This is a genomic window from Rhizobium sp. CB3171, assembly GCF_029714265.1.
Taxonomy (GTDB): domain Bacteria; phylum Pseudomonadota; class Alphaproteobacteria; order Rhizobiales; family Rhizobiaceae; genus Rhizobium.
This window is the reverse complement of the sequence record NZ_CP121652.1, coordinates 1,270,374-1,286,155: the sequence shown is the minus strand read 5'-3', so window position 1 is coordinate 1,286,155 and position 15,782 is coordinate 1,270,374. Positions and strand designations below refer to the sequence as shown.

At 59.4% G+C, this 15,782-nt stretch carries 15 protein-coding genes; 2 read left to right on the top strand and 13 right to left on the bottom strand.

Going from position 1 to position 15,782, the window contains the following annotated elements:
• The 13 genes from QA648_RS06390 to QA648_RS06330 all read right to left on the bottom strand — a co-directional run bounded on the left by QA648_RS06390 (position 1) and on the right by QA648_RS06330 (position 12,226).
• Positions 1-585, bottom strand: a complete 585-nt coding sequence (locus QA648_RS06390) for an AAA family ATPase (protein WP_283051235.1) — start codon at positions 583-585, stop codon at positions 1-3.
• 160 nt (positions 586-745) lie between these two features.
• Positions 746-1,717: a lipoyl synthase gene (gene lipA / locus QA648_RS06385; RefSeq protein WP_283050292.1), complete on the bottom strand. Its 972-nt coding sequence runs from the start codon at positions 1,715-1,717 to the stop codon at positions 746-748.
• A 36-nt stretch (positions 1,718-1,753) separates the two neighbouring features.
• Positions 1,754-2,002 (bottom strand): GlsB/YeaQ/YmgE family stress response membrane protein, encoded by a 249-nt coding sequence (locus QA648_RS06380; protein WP_104823003.1) that lies wholly within the window; start codon positions 2,000-2,002, stop codon positions 1,754-1,756.
• Between the two features lie 13 nt (positions 2,003-2,015).
• Complete coding sequence (locus tag QA648_RS06375; RefSeq protein WP_104823002.1) at positions 2,016-2,270, bottom strand: GlsB/YeaQ/YmgE family stress response membrane protein; 255 nt, start codon at positions 2,268-2,270, stop codon at positions 2,016-2,018.
• Positions 2,271-2,325: 55 nt separating this feature from the next.
• Positions 2,326-3,771 (bottom strand): dihydrolipoyl dehydrogenase, encoded by a 1,446-nt coding sequence (gene lpdA / locus QA648_RS06370; protein WP_260303856.1) that lies wholly within the window; start codon positions 3,769-3,771, stop codon positions 2,326-2,328.
• Between the two features lie 108 nt (positions 3,772-3,879).
• Complete coding sequence (locus tag QA648_RS06365; protein WP_104823000.1) at positions 3,880-4,521, bottom strand: SGNH/GDSL hydrolase family protein; 642 nt, start codon at positions 4,519-4,521, stop codon at positions 3,880-3,882.
• A 25-nt stretch (positions 4,522-4,546) separates the two neighbouring features.
• Positions 4,547-5,893 (bottom strand): pyruvate dehydrogenase complex dihydrolipoamide acetyltransferase, encoded by a 1,347-nt coding sequence (locus tag QA648_RS06360; RefSeq protein WP_283050290.1) that lies wholly within the window; start codon positions 5,891-5,893, stop codon positions 4,547-4,549.
• Positions 5,894-5,908: 15 nt separating this feature from the next.
• Positions 5,909-7,279, bottom strand: a complete 1,371-nt coding sequence (locus QA648_RS06355; RefSeq protein WP_104822998.1) for a pyruvate dehydrogenase complex E1 component subunit beta — start codon at positions 7,277-7,279, stop codon at positions 5,909-5,911.
• Between the two features lie 18 nt (positions 7,280-7,297).
• Positions 7,298-8,341 (bottom strand): pyruvate dehydrogenase (acetyl-transferring) E1 component subunit alpha, encoded by a 1,044-nt coding sequence (gene pdhA, locus QA648_RS06350; protein ID WP_104822997.1) that lies wholly within the window; start codon positions 8,339-8,341, stop codon positions 7,298-7,300.
• 157 nt (positions 8,342-8,498) lie between these two features.
• Positions 8,499-8,810 carry a septum formation initiator family protein gene (locus QA648_RS06345; protein ID WP_104822996.1) on the bottom strand — a complete coding sequence of 104 codons (312 nt, stop codon included), beginning with the start codon at positions 8,808-8,810 and terminating at the stop codon, positions 8,499-8,501.
• A gap of 268 nt (positions 8,811-9,078) precedes the next feature.
• Positions 9,079-10,353, bottom strand: a complete 1,275-nt coding sequence (gene eno, locus QA648_RS06340; protein ID WP_104822995.1) for a phosphopyruvate hydratase — start codon at positions 10,351-10,353, stop codon at positions 9,079-9,081.
• Positions 10,354-10,502: 149 nt separating this feature from the next.
• The gene (gene kdsA / locus QA648_RS06335) at positions 10,503-11,342 is read right to left on the bottom strand and encodes a 3-deoxy-8-phosphooctulonate synthase (RefSeq protein ID WP_283050286.1); all 840 of its coding nucleotides are present in this window, start codon (positions 11,340-11,342) and stop codon (positions 10,503-10,505) included.
• Positions 11,339-12,226 (bottom strand): VOC family protein, encoded by an 888-nt coding sequence (locus tag QA648_RS06330; RefSeq protein WP_283050284.1) that lies wholly within the window; start codon positions 12,224-12,226, stop codon positions 11,339-11,341. The genes kdsA and QA648_RS06330 overlap by 4 nt, the downstream gene beginning before the upstream one ends.
• 538 nt (positions 12,227-12,764) lie before the next feature.
• On the opposite strand from QA648_RS06330, the gene QA648_RS06325 reads away from it, so the two are divergent.
• A complete protein-coding gene (locus QA648_RS06325; RefSeq protein WP_283050282.1) occupies positions 12,765-14,798 on the top strand; it encodes a mechanosensitive ion channel family protein in 2,034 nt (677 codons plus the stop codon).
• A 105-nt stretch (positions 14,799-14,903) separates the two neighbouring features.
• On the top strand, positions 14,904-15,395 hold the full coding sequence (locus QA648_RS06320; RefSeq protein ID WP_104822991.1) for a DUF2721 domain-containing protein: 492 nt from the start codon (positions 14,904-14,906) through the stop codon (positions 15,393-15,395).
• Positions 15,396-15,782 lie beyond the last annotated feature (387 nt).

The window sequence follows — 15,782 nt, the reverse complement described above, 5'->3', positions numbered from 1 at the left end:
TTAAGCAGGACGGTTCAGAAGATCAAGAAGCTGACGCATTTCGCCGCGGGATTTTAGCTGCAGAACAGGCACATCGGGGCCGTGTTCGATGAGGCCCGCGAGCACTTTCGGCGCAAATTTCCGCTCCCAATCCCATATGTAACGCAGGAACTCCCAATCGATGCGCTCTGGACAACCCGGCGCCATATCGGGGCGCGACCGTCCCAGCCATCGCAACGCTCTCGATAGAGCCCCCCACATACATAGCCAGCGCGGCATACGCACCCAAAGAACAAGTTCGGTCCGCGGTAATCTCAGATCGAAGCTTGACGGCCCTGTCCCATCAATAAGCCAGCGATCCTCGGAGACTTTTCCCGCAATTAGACTCCGCTCTTCGGCCCTGTCTCTCTTTACCCAGCCTGGCAGCCAGAAAAACTCCCGATCCATTGAGAGGTAAGGTAAGTCCAGGCAAACAACGATCTTCTGCGCCAGCGTCGACTTGCCTCCACCGGAACAGCCGATGACGAGAATCCGGTTGGCACTTCTGAGAATAGACACTGCCGTCTCTATATCGACGGCATAAGGGAGCGCCTGCGGCGCGACGATCTGCTCCACGGTCCAGCTCCATAGTCGATTCTAAAGCGCCGAAACCGGTAACAAACGGCGGCGTGTCCCTTAGGCCGCTCCAATGACGAACAGATGACGGCACGAACAAAAACCGCGGCACAATCGCCGCGGTTCGTTCAAAAGGCAAGAGACTTGTATTTTACTCTGCGGCCAGCAGAATCTTCTTCTCGCGGGCGGCCCGCAGCCGGGCGAAATCGTCGCCGGCGTGGTGGGAGGAGCGGGTAAGCGGGCTGGAGGCGACCATGAGGAAGCCCTTGGTATAGGCAACCGTCTCGTAGGACTTGAATTCATCCGGCGTGACGAAGCTCATGACCTGATGATGCTTGCGTGTCGGCTGCAGATACTGACCGATGGTCAGGAAGTCGACATCGGCCGTCCTGAGATCATCCATCAACTGCAGCACTTCGTTGCGCTCTTCACCGAGACCGACCATGATGCCGGACTTGGTAAACATGGTCGGATCGAGTTCCTTGACTCGCTGCAGCAGGCGGATCGAGTGGAAATAGCGGGCGCCGGGACGTACGGTCAGATAGTTGCCGGCGACGGTTTCCATATTGTGATTGAAGACGTCCGGCTTGGCGGCGACGACGCGCTCCAAGGCGCCCGGCTTCTTCAGGAAGTCCGGCGTCAGGATTTCGATCGTCGTTGTCGGCGAAGCGGCGCGGATTGCCCAGATCACCTTTTCAAAGTGCTCGGCGCCGCCGTCTTCCAGATCATCGCGGTCGACGGAGGTAATGACGACATGGCTGAGGCCCATTTCCTTGACGGCCTTGGCGACGTTTTCAGGCTCGGCCATATCGAGCGCATTCGGCTTGCCGGTCGAGACGTTGCAGAAGGCGCAAGCGCGGGTACAGATCTCGCCCATGATCATGAAGGTGGCGTGCTTCTTGTCCCAACATTCGCCGATGTTCGGGCAGCCGGCCTCTTCGCAAACCGTGACGAGCTTGTGTTCCTTCACGATCGAGCGGGTCTCGGCATAGCCCTTCGATGTCGGCGCCTTGACACGGATCCAATCCGGCTTGCGCAGGACTTCCGTATCCGGCCGATGCGCCTTTTCCGGATGCCTGACCCGCTTTGCGTCTGGATTGATCGTGTCGAGAATCGTGACCATGAAATGTCTACTTTCCGCCGCTCAGTCGCGGCCCATTCATCGCCGGACGAGTTTGGCGAGAAATATCAGAATGCACGCACCAATGAAACCGGTGACGAAATAGCCGATCCGGCCGCCGGGCACGCCGACATGCAATTGCACCAAAATGGCAGCGGCAACGACCGAGCCGGCAATGCCAAGCACGATGTTGAGGATGATGCCGTAGCGCACCTCCATCAGCTTTCCCGCAAGCCAGCCCGCGAGACCGCCGATGATGACCAGACCCAGCCAGCCGACACTTTCCATCACATCCCCGATCTCAGGCGATTAATCTCGCCAATAGCACCACGATGATCGCACCGACGGTGGCATGGATGATTTCCACCACCAGTGCATTTTCAATGCCGAGCGAAATCCCAAAATAATGGAACAGGAAACCGCCCACGAAAGCACCAATCACGCCGCTCACCAGGCAACTGATGAGCCCGCCTCCACCGACGACCAGGCTCGCGAGAAAGCCCGCGACCAGACCGATAAGAAGAAAGACGACCCAACCTTCCGTAGTGATAGACATATTGATTTCCTTTCCTGTTTTCCACCCTCTGGATAAAGGGCGAGCCAGGAGATTATCAAGCGTTGAGCACGCGTCCGTAAGCGTCCAGCACGGCTTCCTTCATCGTTTCCGAAACGGTCGGATGCGGGAAGATCGTGTGCATCAGTTCCTCTTCCGTCGTCTCCAGGTTCATGGCGACGACGAAGCCCTGGATCAGTTCGGTGACTTCGGCGCCGACCATATGCGCGCCGAGCAGTTCGCCGGTCTTCTTGTCGAAGATGACCTTGCAGAGGCCCTGGTCCTCGCCAAGCGCGATCGCCTTGCCGTTGGCGGTGAACGGGAAGCGGCCGACGCGAATGTCGCGGCCGAGTTCTTTTGCCTTGGCTTCCGTCAGGCCGACAGAGGCGACCTGCGGCTGGCAATAGGTGCAGCCCGGCACCTTGCTCTTGTCGGTCGGATGCACGTTCGGCAGGCCGGCGATCTTCTCGATGCAGACCACGCCCTCATGCTCGGCCTTGTGCGCCAGCATCGGCGGACCGGCGACGTCGCCGATCGCATAGATGCCCGGCACATTGGTCTTGCCGTAGCCGTCGATGACGACGCAACCGCGATCGGTCTTCACGCCGAGCGCTTCCAGGCCAAGATTTTCGATGTTGCCCTGCACGCCGACGGCGGAGATCATGCGGTCAGCCGTGATCTGCTGCACCTTGCCGTCCTCGGTCTCGATATGCGCGGTGATGCTGTTCGCAGCCTTGTCGACCTTGGTGACCTTCGTCTTGGTGAAGATCTTTAGGCCGCGCTTTTCCAACTGCTTGCGGGCGATGCCGGAGACTTCGGCGTCTTCGACTGGCATGATGGTCGGCATGATTTCGACGACGGTGACATCGACACCCATAGAGCGATAGAAGCTCGCAAATTCGATGCCGATCGCGCCGGAACCCATGACCACCAGCGACTTCGGCAGGAAATCTGGCTTCAGTGCCTCAAAATAGGTCCAGATCAGCTTGCCATCCGGCTCGATACCGGGCAGCGCGCGCGGGCGGGCGCCCGTGGCGACGATGATGTGCTTGGCGGTATAGGTGCCCTCGCCCTTGACGTTCTTCGGCAGCGGATGCTGCGGCTCGACAACCGGCTTGGTCGACTTGCCGACGACGATTTCGCCGGGCTTGGTGATTTTGGCTTCGCCCCAGATCACATCGACTTTGTTCTTCTTCATCAGGAAGCCAACACCCGTGTTGAGGCGGGCGGAAACACCGCGCGAACGGGCGACGACCGCCTTGACATCCGGCGTTACCTTGCCTTCGAGGACAAGACCGTAGTCCTTCAGATGATTGGAATGATCGAGGATTTCGGCCGAACGCAGCAGCGCCTTGGTCGGAATGCAGCCCCAGTTCAGGCAGATGCCGCCCAGGTGCTCGCGTTCGACGATCGCCGTCTTCAGGCCAAGCTGGCCGGCGCGCACGGCGGCGACATAGCCGCCAGGGCCAGAGCCGATGATGATGACGTCGTAATTCTCAGCCATATGTTTCCTGCCTTTGGTTGGCGGCCGATCGAAGCGCAGCCTGCCTTAATTTTCCCGAAGCACGATGCCGAACCGAAGCGGCGAGCAAGATCGTGCTCAATCAAATAGTTAAAGTCCAAGCATCATTCGCACGATGGGCTCGAGGCCACGACCGAGCGCCCGGGTGTTTTCCGCATCGAGATGCACCCCGTCGAGCGGCGTCGTCACGGCAACCGTGCCTGCATCGAAAAAGCCGCAGCCAAGCTCGTCGGCCAGATCGCGGTAGAGCGTCGCAAGCTTCGCCGACTCCTTGATCGCGCCGAGGTAATGAGCGGCGAAAGCCGGATTGGCGGTCTCGGTGATGACGGGAGGCGCGACGATCAGAATGTCGGGGACATCATATTCGAACGCCCATGTATGATTGCGTATGAGCTGAATCAACCGGCTGATGCCCTGCAAGGCAGCAAAGGCCGAACCGGCGATCACCGGCTTCATGTCGTTGGTGCCCAGCATGATGATGACGAGATCGAGCGGCGCATGCGTCTGCAGGATCGTCGGCAATACCTTCGCGCCGTTACGGTCGCAATCGGCGAGATGGTCATCGAAAGCCGTGGTGCGGCCGTTCAGCCCTTCCGGAATCATCCGGACCTGATCGCCGAGCGCCTTTTGCAGCACGCTCGGCCACCGATCTTCGAAAGCATGACGACCAATCGTTTCGGCGCTATAGCCCCATGTCAGCGAGTCGCCATAACACAGAACGGTCTTGGTCATGCATGCCTCCGTTTGACGACAAGGCTCAGACGAGCATCCCCATCGGATTTTCGATGTAGCCCTTGAAGGCCGCCAGCAGCTCCGCACCAAGCGCACCGTCGACGGCGCGATGGTCGGTCGACAGCGTGACGGTCATCATGGTGGCGATGGCCATCTCGCCCTTCTTGACGATCACACGCTGCTCGCCCGCGCCAACGGCCAAGATGGTCGCATGCGGCGGGTTGACGACGGCGGCGAAGTTCTTGACGCCCATCATGCCCATGTTGGACACGGCCGTCGTACCGCCCTGATACTCCTCTGGCTTCAGCTTGCGTTCCTTGGCGCGCTTGCCGTAGTCCTTCATCTCGTTGGAGATGGCCGAGAGGGTCTTCAGTTCGGCGCTGCGGATGATCGGCGTGATCAGGCCGCCCGGAATGGAAACGGCAACGCCGACATCGGCATGCTTATGCTTGACCATGCTGCTGTCAGTCCAGGACACATTGGCATCCGGAACGTCACGCAGCGCCAGCGCCAGGGCCTTGATGACCATGTCGTTGACCGAGAGCTTGTAGGCCGGCGCACCGTCCTTCGACTTCGGTGCCGAATCGTTGAGCTGCGTGCGCAGCGCCAGCAGCGCGTCGAGTTCGCAATCGACCGAGACGTAGAAGTGCGGGATCGTCTGCTTGGATTCCTGCAGGCGCTTGGCGATCGTCTTGCGCATGCCATCATGCGGCACGAGCTCGTAGGAACCGGGCTCGAACAGCTTGAGGACGGCATCGTCCGACATGCCCTTCGGCGCGGCTGCGGCCGGAGCCTGTGCAGCAGCGGCCGGCTGGGCGGCGGGAGCAGCCGCCGGAGCGGCCTTGCCGACACCGCCGGAGACGGCGGCTTCGATGTCCTTCTTGACCACACGGCCATGCGGGCCGGAGCCGACGAGCGCAGTCAGATCGATGCCGGATTCCTTGGCAAGACGCCGAGCGAGCGGCGATGCGAAGGTGCGATGACCATCCGTCGAGAGAGCCGCAGGCGCGGCCGGCGCCGGCTGAGCGGCCGATGCGGACTGGGCTGGAGCCGTGTCTGCCTTCGGCGCAGGTGCAGGTGCCGCGGCGGCCGGCGCAGCGGCGCCCGAGGCAGCGGCAGAGACATCCTCGCCTTCGCCAGCCAGAACCGCGATCAGCGCATTGACCTTGACGCCTTCGGTGCCGGCGGGAACGACGATCTTGGCAACGGTGCCTTCATCGACGGCCTCGACTTCCATCGTCGCCTTATCGGTCTCGATCTCGGCGATGACGTCACCGGACTTGATCTTATCGCCTTCCTTGACCAGCCACTTGGCGAGGTTGCCCTCTTCCATGGTCGGCGAGAGGGCAGGCATGGTGATGTTGATAGGCATCGAAGAGCCCTCCCCTTATTTGTAGCAAACGGCTTTCACCGCATCGACCACTTCACCGACATTCGGAAGCGCCAGCTTCTCGAGGTTGGCGGCGTAGGGCATGGGCACATCCTTGCCAGCGATCGTCAGGATCGGCGCATCGAGATAGTCGAAGGCCTGCTGCATGACGCGGGTTGCGATTTCCGTGCCGACGGAGGACTGCGGATAGCCTTCCTCGACAGTCACCAGGCGACCGGTCTTCTTGACCGATTCGATGACGGTCGGCAGGTCCATCGGGCGGATGGTGCGAAGGTCGATTAGCTCGACATCGATGCCCTGGGCTTCGAGCTCGGCAACCGCCTTGGTGGCATAGGTCATGCCGATGCCGAAGGAGACGACCGTTGCGTCCTTGCCGGAGCGATGGATGCGGGCCTTGCCGATCGGCACAACGAAATTGTCGAGCTTCGGCACATCGAAGTGCTGACCGTAGAGAATTTCGTTTTCAAGGAAGATGACCGGGTTCGGATCGCGGATCGCGGCCTTCAGCAGGCCCTTGGCGTCGGCTGCCGTATAGGGCATGACGACCTTGAGGCCCGGAATTTGGCTGTACCAGGCGGCATAGTCCTGGCTGTGCTGAGCTGCGACGCGGGCTGCGGCACCGTTCGGGCCGCGGAAGACGATCGGAGCGCCCATCTGGCCGCCGGACATGTAGAGCGTCTTGGCAGCGGAATTGATGATGTGGTCGATCGCCTGCATGGCGAAGTTGAATGTCATGAACTCGACGATCGGGCGAAGGCCGGCCATGGCAGCACCGACGCCGACACCGGCAAAGCCGTGCTCGGTGATCGGGGTATCGACAACGCGGCGGGGGCCGAATTCCTGCAGCAGGCCCTGGGTCACCTTGTAGGCGCCCTGGTATTCGGCAACTTCTTCGCCCATGACGAAGACGTCCGGATCGGCGCGCATTTCTTCGGCCATGGCATCGCGCAGCGCTTCACGCACTGTCATCGACACCATTTCCGTGCCGGCCGGAATTTCCGGATCGGCAGGGGCGGCTTTCGGCTGTGCCGGAACGGGCGCCGGGGCAGCTGCGGCGGGCGCTTCGGTCTTGACCGGTTCGGCGGCCGGAGCGGCCTTCGCCGTCGAGATGTCCGAAGCGGATTCGCCGTCCTGCAACAGGATCGCGATCTTGGTGTTGACCTTGACGCCTTCGGTGCCGGCTTCGATCAGCAGCTTGCCGATCGTGCCTTCGTCGACGGCTTCCACTTCCATCGTGGCCTTGTCGGTCTCGATTTCGGCAATGACGTCGCCGGAGGTGACCTTGTCACCTTCCTGCTTGAGCCACTTGGAAAGGGTGCCCTCTTCCATCGTCGGAGAAAGGGCAGGCATGAGAATATCGATGGGCATGGATCGTCCCTCCCCGATTTAGAGCAGAATGTCGGTGTAGAGCTCGGAAGCATCCGGCTCCGGGTCGTTCTGGGCGAAATCGGCACTGTCGGCGACGATATCGCGGACATCCTTGTCGATCGCCTTCAGATCGTCTTCCGACGCCCAGCCCTTTTCCAGAAGGCGCGCGCGAACCTGCTCGATCGGGTCATGCTCGGAGCGCATCTTCTGCACTTCGTCCTTGGACCGATACTTGGCCGGGTCCGACATGGAATGGCCGCGATAGCGATAGGTCAGCATTTCCAGAATGATCGGGCCCTTGCCGGACCGGCAATATTCGACAGCTTCGTCGGCAGCGGCCTTGACGGCGCGGACGTCCATGCCGTCGACCTGAATGCCGGGAATGCCGAAGGAGGAGCCGCGCTTGGAGAAGTCTGCCTGCGCGGTGGCGCGCGCAGTCGACGTGCCCATGGCGTAACGGTTGTTCTCGATCACGTAGATCACCGGCAGCTTCCAGAGCTGCGCCATGTTGAAGCTTTCGGAGACCTGGCCCTGGTTGGCGGCGCCATCGCCGAAATAGGCGACGCTGACATTGTCATTGCCGCGGTACCAGTTGGCGAAGCCGAGGCCCGTGCCGAGCGCGACCTGCGCGCCGACGATGCCGTGGCCGCCGTAGAAGTTCTTTTCCTTGGAGAACATGTGCATGGAGCCACCCTTCCCTCGGGAATAGCCGCCCCGGCGTCCGGTAAGCTCGGCCATGACGCCGCGGGCGCTCATGCCGGTTGCCAGCATGTGACCGTGGTCGCGATAGCCGGTGATGACCTGATCACCTTCCTTCAGCGCCAGTTGCATGCCGACGACGACAGCTTCCTGGCCAATGTAAAGGTGACAGAAACCGCCGATGAAGCCCATGCCGTAGAGCTGGCCGGCCTTCTCTTCGAAGCGGCGGATCAGGAGCATCTCACGATAGGCCTTGAGCTCCTCATCGCGGTCGAAATCCGCGATCGCACCACCATTGGTGTCTTTGACAGGCTTGGATGTTGTCTTACGGCTGGAAACGGACGCGGTTTTTCGCGGCGCCATTCAACCCTCCCTATGTGAGTAGCCTCGTTTTGTAGTGCCGCGTAACATAGGGAAGATTGCTCGCCACAGCAATGCTATAATTGCATGGCTCATATTCTTTGCAAGCGATTGATATGCTTACAAAAAAGGCAATTAACCGAAATTCGGTTAATTGCGGCTATTTGTTGAAAATAACGATCTCGTCGGCTTTGGAATAGGTCAGTTGATAGCGCGCATATTGGTCGAGCATATCCTTGTCCAGCGAGCCATCGCTGAGCAAAGCTACTTCCTTTTCAAGGTGTTCGCGCCTGGCGACGAGATCGGCAAGCTCTTTGCCGCGGTCGATGCGCTGCTTCTCGAAAACCTCGGTTGCCTTCAGACCGTAGTCGCCGTGAACGCAGTGGTAGCCGAAATAGCTCACGAAGGCGACCGTGATAGCGGGGAGAACGAAACGGCCGAACTTTCTCTTCTTATGATATTTTGTCCACATACTCGCTTGCTCAAAAGGCTCTACCGAGAATGATCCCGACCTCAGGTCCGCACAACGGGTTTCCGGATAAGATCATGCTAAATCAAACATCTATGACAACACTAGCCGCCAGAGATTAACCATCCGTTGACTCTGCCATTTTTCCAACAAAAAACCGCGCCCGAAGGCGCGGTTCAAGAGCTGGAAATTATTGGCTTATAAGGCGACTCGGATTGTTACCCGACGCAGAATAGGCCTTTGCGAAAATCCCTTGGATTTTCAGGCATTATCAGCCGCGAAGGATGGAACGGCCGGCATATTGAGCCTGCGGGCCGAGCGCTTCTTCGATGCGGATGAGCTGGTTGTACTTGGCAAGACGATCCGAGCGCGACAGCGAGCCGGTCTTGATCTGACCGCAGTTGGTGGCAACGGCGAGATCGGCAATGGTCGAATCTTCGGTTTCGCCGGAACGGTGCGACATGACGGCCGTGTAGTTGGCCTTGTGCGCGGTTTCGACGGCGTCAAGCGTTTCCGTCAGCGAGCCAATCTGGTTGACCTTGACGAGGATCGAGTTGGCCACACCCATGCGGATACCATCGCGCAGACGAGCCGAGTTGGTGACGAACAGGTCGTCGCCGACGAGCTGCGTCTTCTTGCCGGTCAGTTCGGTCAGGATCTTCCAGCCTTCCCAATCGTCTTCGGCCATGCCGTCTTCGATCGAGATGATCGGATATTTGGCGGCGAGTTCGGCGAGGTACTCGGCCATGGCACCGGATTCCAGCGTGCGGCCTTCACCTTCCAGAACGTACTTGCCGTCCTTGAAGAATTCCGTCGAAGCGCAGTCGAGGCCGAGAGCGATTTCTTCGCCGGGCTTGTAGCCGGCCTTTTCGATGGACTTCATGATGAAGTCGAGCGCAGCCGGCGCGCTGGAAAGGCCAGGCGCGAAACCGCCTTCGTCGCCGACATTGGTGTTGTGGCCCTGCGATGCCAGTTCCTTCTTGAGGACGTGGAAGATTTCCGAGCCCATGCGGACGGCGTCGCGAAGGGTATCTGCGCCGACCGGCAGGATCATGAATTCCTGGAAGTCGATCGGGTTATCGGCATGAGCGCCGCCGTTGATGATGTTCATCATCGGAACCGGCAGCAGGCGGGCGTGAGCGCCGCCGACGTAACGGTAGAGCGGCAGGTTGGCGCTCTGGGCGGCAGCCTTGGCAGTTGCGAGCGATACGCCGAGGATGGCGTTGGCACCGAGGCGCGACTTATTCGGCGTGCCGTCGAGCTCGATCATGATGTTGTCGATCTGGATCTGGTTTTCCGCGTCAATGCCGCCGATCGCGTCGAAGATCTCGGTGTTGACGGCTTCGACGGCCTTCTCGACACCCTTGCCATGATAACGCTTGCCGCCGTCGCGAACTTCGACGGCTTCATGCGCGCCGGTCGAAGCGCCCGACGGAACCGCAGCGCGGCCCATGCTGCCGTCTTCCAGGTACACATCGACTTCGACGGTGGGATTGCCACGGCTGTCGAGAATCTCGCGGGCGATAATGTCGGTGATTGCGGTCATGATAGCTTCCTGCTCGCTGGGTTATAATCGATTGAAATCTGTCTAAGTCGAAGGTGCGGAAATTACAATGCCGCCCCGCATCCTCGATTGAAGCGCCTACAGGCCGCGTAGCGCAAATTCATGTCAGCCTGTTGAACGCCTCCCATTTCTCAGGCCTTGGCGATCGCGTCGAAGGCAAGCAGCTTTTCCAGAAGCCGCGGCATGTCCTTCAGATACACCATGTTCGGACCGTCCGAAGGGGCATTGTCCGGATCCTCATGCGTCTCGACGAAGAGGCCGGCGACGCCGACAGCGACCGCTGCACGCGCCAGGGTTTCGACGAATCGGCGGTCGCCGCCCGTCGAACCACCCTGTCCGCCCGGCTGCTGCACCGAATGCGTCGCATCGAAAATCACCGGCGCGCCCATCGCCGCCATGATCGGCAGCGAGCGCATGTCGGAAACGAGCGTATTGTAACCGAAAGACGCGCCGCGCTCGCACAGAAGCACATTGGGATTGCCGCTCTCATTCAGCTTGGCGAGCACGTTCTTCATGTCCCAGGGCGCGAGGAACTGGCCCTTCTTGACGTTGACGACGCGGCCGGTCTTTGCGGCTGCGACAAGAAGATCGGTCTGGCGCGACAGAAAGGCCGGGATTTGCAGAATATCGACCGTCTCGGCGACAATGGCGCACTGTTCTTCCGTATGGATGTCGGTCAAGACTGGAAAGCCATATTCCTTCTTGAGATCGGCAAAGACCTCCAATGCCTTTTCCAGGCCGATGCCGCGCTTGCCGGAGAGCGACGTGCGGTTCGCCTTGTCGAAGGACGACTTGTAGACAAGGCCGATACCGAGCTTGTCGCAGAGTTCCTTCAACACGCCGGCGATCATGAAGGCATGATCGCGGCTTTCCATCTGGCAGGGGCCGGCGATCAGCGACAGCTTGGCGCTATTGGAAAACAGAACCTTGGATGCGCCCTCGCCGACGATCACTTCGGAATTGGTGCTCATGCTATCTCCTCGAAGGCGAACAACGCGCCCTGTCCGGGGGCGGGCTTTGCCAAAATACGATTGTTCTTACGCGTATATGTGACGCCGTTAGCAGCCAAATGCGACGATGTCACGGAAAGATCGCGCGTCTTGAAAAGGATTGCCCGTCCGCGAAGGCCGGGATCGTCCCCCGACAAGGATAGATCGTAGAAGGCTTCCATGCCTTCTGGGGTCAGGACCTCGATCCCCGTATTGGCCGCGTGGATCGTCAGGCCGAAGGAATGATCCGATATCTTTGGCCTATCGACGACCTGCTCGAAAAAGCCACGGAACGCAGCCGGATTCGGCGCCGAGACGGCAACCCTTGCTATGCCGGTCACGCCATTGGCATGCCGCTCCAGGGCGCCGCGATCGGCCGGCAATGGATTGATGCGCTGGCAGCAGAAGGTGAAGAAATCCGGCGAACGCAAATCGGCTGCGAAAGCAAGACGGAAACCTGCCGTCACCTCCGAGCCATCCGGCATACGCATCGGCCGGGCAAAATCCAGCATGTTTCCGGCTGATATGGTGTTGACCCGGAATCGTTCGTCATCGGCGACCGCATCGTCCGTGCCGAAAACGACGGCCGAAAACCCCTCATCGCCGATGCGAAAACGGTAGGCTTGGTCGCGGGCGACGAAAACATTGCCCTCCCCCACGCTCGCCTCGCACTGCTCCTGCGATGCAACACCCAAGGGTTCCAGATAGGTCCTGTCAGCAAAGAAAACGCAGGCATTCTCCGTGCCGAAGGGATGTCGGGCATCGGACGCTACGGTGAAACCAAGCTTGCCCAGCCGCTCCCGCGCCAAGGCGATATTGACCGTCGGCAGAACGAGATGATCCAGCGGATGCGGCGATGAGGTCATGGTCTCCCCCTTCATTCGTCGGCAGGTTTGCGCCCATCTGCCGCTCAATTCAAGATCAAAGCGTCGGAGCAGACGACAGAAGAGCGCTCCCGCAAAAATCCGCACGCGAACTAGCCGAATTATATATGTGCTGGCACCAAACTCTCCCTTGTGAGAGGGCAATAATTCGAGCAATATCCGCATCATACTGCAATAAATGATCTGTAGCGCGGCAACAGGTAAGTGATACGGGTGAGGATAGCGCCGAAAAGTCCGTTTCCCGGCAGCAAGACAAAGACGCGCATTCTTCAGTTCGGATTGTCCAACGGCAACGCAATTCACCATCCGATCTCGGAAAGGCAGAAGAGCGGCCTGTCGTTACTTCTATCTTTGCAGCAGTACTCAATCTGATTGTCGGGTGCTTGGGGGAGACATGCGCTTGATGCTCGTCGAGGGGGCGCCCATACGCCCGGTCTTACATTTGACGGCTTCTCTTTGTCTGGCCCTGGTGGGCCACGTCCGAAGGTTCACGGATTCTGTCGCTCGCTTGATTTCCCTTATGCCCAGCGGCTTGGTCGCCGTTGCACTTATCCTTGTTTTCACGGCTATTGCGCCGCAACTGTGCCACGCGCAGACCCCCGAAACGGCCCCCACAGCACCGCCTGCAAAGCTATCGGAATTGCTGCGTCTGATGAATGATCCGGAGCTGCGCCAATGGCTGGAAAAGCGGCAAGCAGCCGAGCAACAGCCGGCACCTTCGGCGACGGCGACGCTGGTCGAAACCGGAGAGGCCCGCGCTCGCGCTCGATATAAGGCGCTGCGGTCGGCGATTCCCAATGTACCGGGGCAGCTCGCCGCTGCAGCGAGCAGGGTGCGTGAGCAGGCAAGGAACAACGGCTTTGCGCCTGCCGTCGTCATGTTCGCCGCATTGGTCTGCGTCGGTCTCGCTGCGGAATGGTTTTTCAAGAAAACCGTCCTGAAAGCCCAGTTTCCAAATCCTCTTGTCGCACATACGATCGGAGAATTAGGACCGTGGATCACTTTCACCCTCGTCAGCTCCGCCATTTTCCTAGCCATAGACTGGCCGCCGCTACTGCATGTGGTGATCCTGTTTTATCTGACGGCATTCATTGCTGCTCGCCTCGCATTTGCCGTCTGCAGACTATCGATGGACGCGGGCTCTCTGTCGGCCTTCGGCTATCGCAGGGCTTGTCTCTTCATTGCCGTTTTGGCGATAGCCGGCGCCACGACGTCGCTGACCAGACCGCTCTCCATCGACGGAGATGTCGGCACCGTCGTCTCCCACGGGTTCTCCATTCTCCTATTGCTGATTACGCTCGAAGCCGTGTGGCGGCGACCGGCCAAGGAAACCGCTGCCCGACAGTTAACGCTTATGAACATCCTTTATTCACTCTACGTTGCCTGCCTCTGGCTTCTTTGGGTGGCCAACTTCGTCGGCCTTTTCTGGCTTGGCATCTATGTCGTTGTTCTTCCGGGGCTATTGACTGCCGTCGGACGAACGGCCGAAGCATTTGCAAAGGGACGCTGGCCTGGTGACAACAAGAACAGTGCGCGCATGGTGCTGGCCATCCGCGGTGCGCGGGCGCTCGTCATCGTAGCCGCGGTCGCCTGGATTACCGTCGTCTGGCACTATGATCCCAACATCCTCGCACGAGAAAATCCGGCGATCGACGCCGCTGTTCGCGGTGCGCTGAAGAGCGTCGTCGTTCTGATTTTGGCCGATCTCTGCTGGCAATTGTCGAGGGCATTCATTGACGAGAAATTGAGCGCCGCCGATAGCAGTGCCTCCTCGCCATCGGCGGAAGCCGCGCGCGCGGGCCGCCTTCGCACCCTGTTGCCGATCTTCCGCAACGCACTGGCAGCCATCGTTATCGCAGCCGCCGTCCTCACCGTGCTGTCCGAAATGGGCGTGCAGATCGGGCCGTTGATTGCGGGGGCCGGCATATTCGGCGTGGCGATCGGCTTCGGCTCGCAAACGCTCGTCAAGGATATCGTCAGCGGCATTTTCTACCTGATGGACGATGCCTTCCGCGTCGGCGAATACGTTCAAAGCGGCAGCTACAAGGGAACCGTGGAATCCTTCAGCCTGCGTTCCGTCAGGCTTCGACATCATCATGGTCCGGTGTTCACAGTTCCCTTCGGCGAACTCGGCGCCGTTCAGAACATGAGCCGCGACTGGGCGATCGATAAATTCCTGCTACGGGTTCCGTTCAATACCGACGTCGCCAAGGCGAAAAGGATCGTCAAGCAAATCGGAGAGCAGTTGAAAGAAGATCCGGAAATCGGACCGCAGATTCTTGAGACCCTGAAAATGAAGGGGGTGGAGCAAATTGGCGACTTCGGTATCGAACTGAGTTTCGCTTTTACCGCCCTCCCCGGTCGGCAAACCTACATACGGCGCCAGGCCTATACCATGATCCGCGACGCCTTCATGGAAAACGGCATCGACTTCGCTCAGCCGACAGTGCAGGTGGGTGGCGAGGAAAAATCCGATGCCGCGATCGCAGCCATGACACTGCAGAGAAAGAAGATCGCTGAGCAAATGACGCAATCGGCGGCGCCGCCAACCTGAACGTTCGCGCGAGATCAGTCACCAGCCTCATCTCCGCGCCCTCTTTGGCAAGGCGACAACCCTGGAGCCGATACCGGATGACGTTGGACAGAAAGGAGATCCAATGTGCTGAACGACCATCTGACGTCTATTGCCGCGCACGTTATTCAAATAGCGCTGACACCGGTCTTTCTGCTGGCGGGCACCGCCGGGTGCCTCAATGTCTTTTCGGCTAGGCTCGCCCGCGTCTCCGACCGGGTCAACAGCCTTTTCGAACGGGTGACCTCTGAGGACCCGGATGAAACGCGGTTGCTGCAGCTCTATTATCTGCGGCGGCGAACATTGGCGCTGGAGATCGCAGTTCTGCTCGGCACGGCATCGGGCGTGTTCACATGCCTTGCGACGCTCGGCCTCATGGGCGGTGCAATTCGACAGCAATTTCGCGAGCAATTGCTGCTCTGGCTCTTTGGCCTTGCCGTCTTCGCACTCATGGGCGCCTTTGTGGCCTTTCTCGTCGAGATGATTCTGGCCGGGCGCAGCATGCTAAGGCAGATCGCCAACGACCGTACCTTGCTCGAGCACCGGCACGGGAGTTCGAGGAAAAGTTCAACCTATTGATATCCCATCGAATATTACTACGGATGGCACCAATCCCGGCCCCTCAGAAATCCGGATTCCCAGTCAGATCCATAGCTTGCTCTCCATGGTTCGGAGAGTGTCGTCCTCCAAAGAGCTTATAGAACGAAGAACATGGCTTTTCGCCGCCTTGGAGATAATCCGTTTTGGGATCGTCCGAAATTTTGCTTCGCCCGATTCCGCATATATTTCTGCTATTTAGTTTGAAGGTGCCGGGAAAAAAGTCATCTGCCCGGGACCTGTTATGTTCCCATTTATTTGATGCACCTACAAAATGTTCACCGAAATTTAAGGGCTTGCGGAACACATATGGAACATATAGTGTCCGTTCTGGATTTGTTTCACGACACCTTCTCAGTCCCGAGGTTC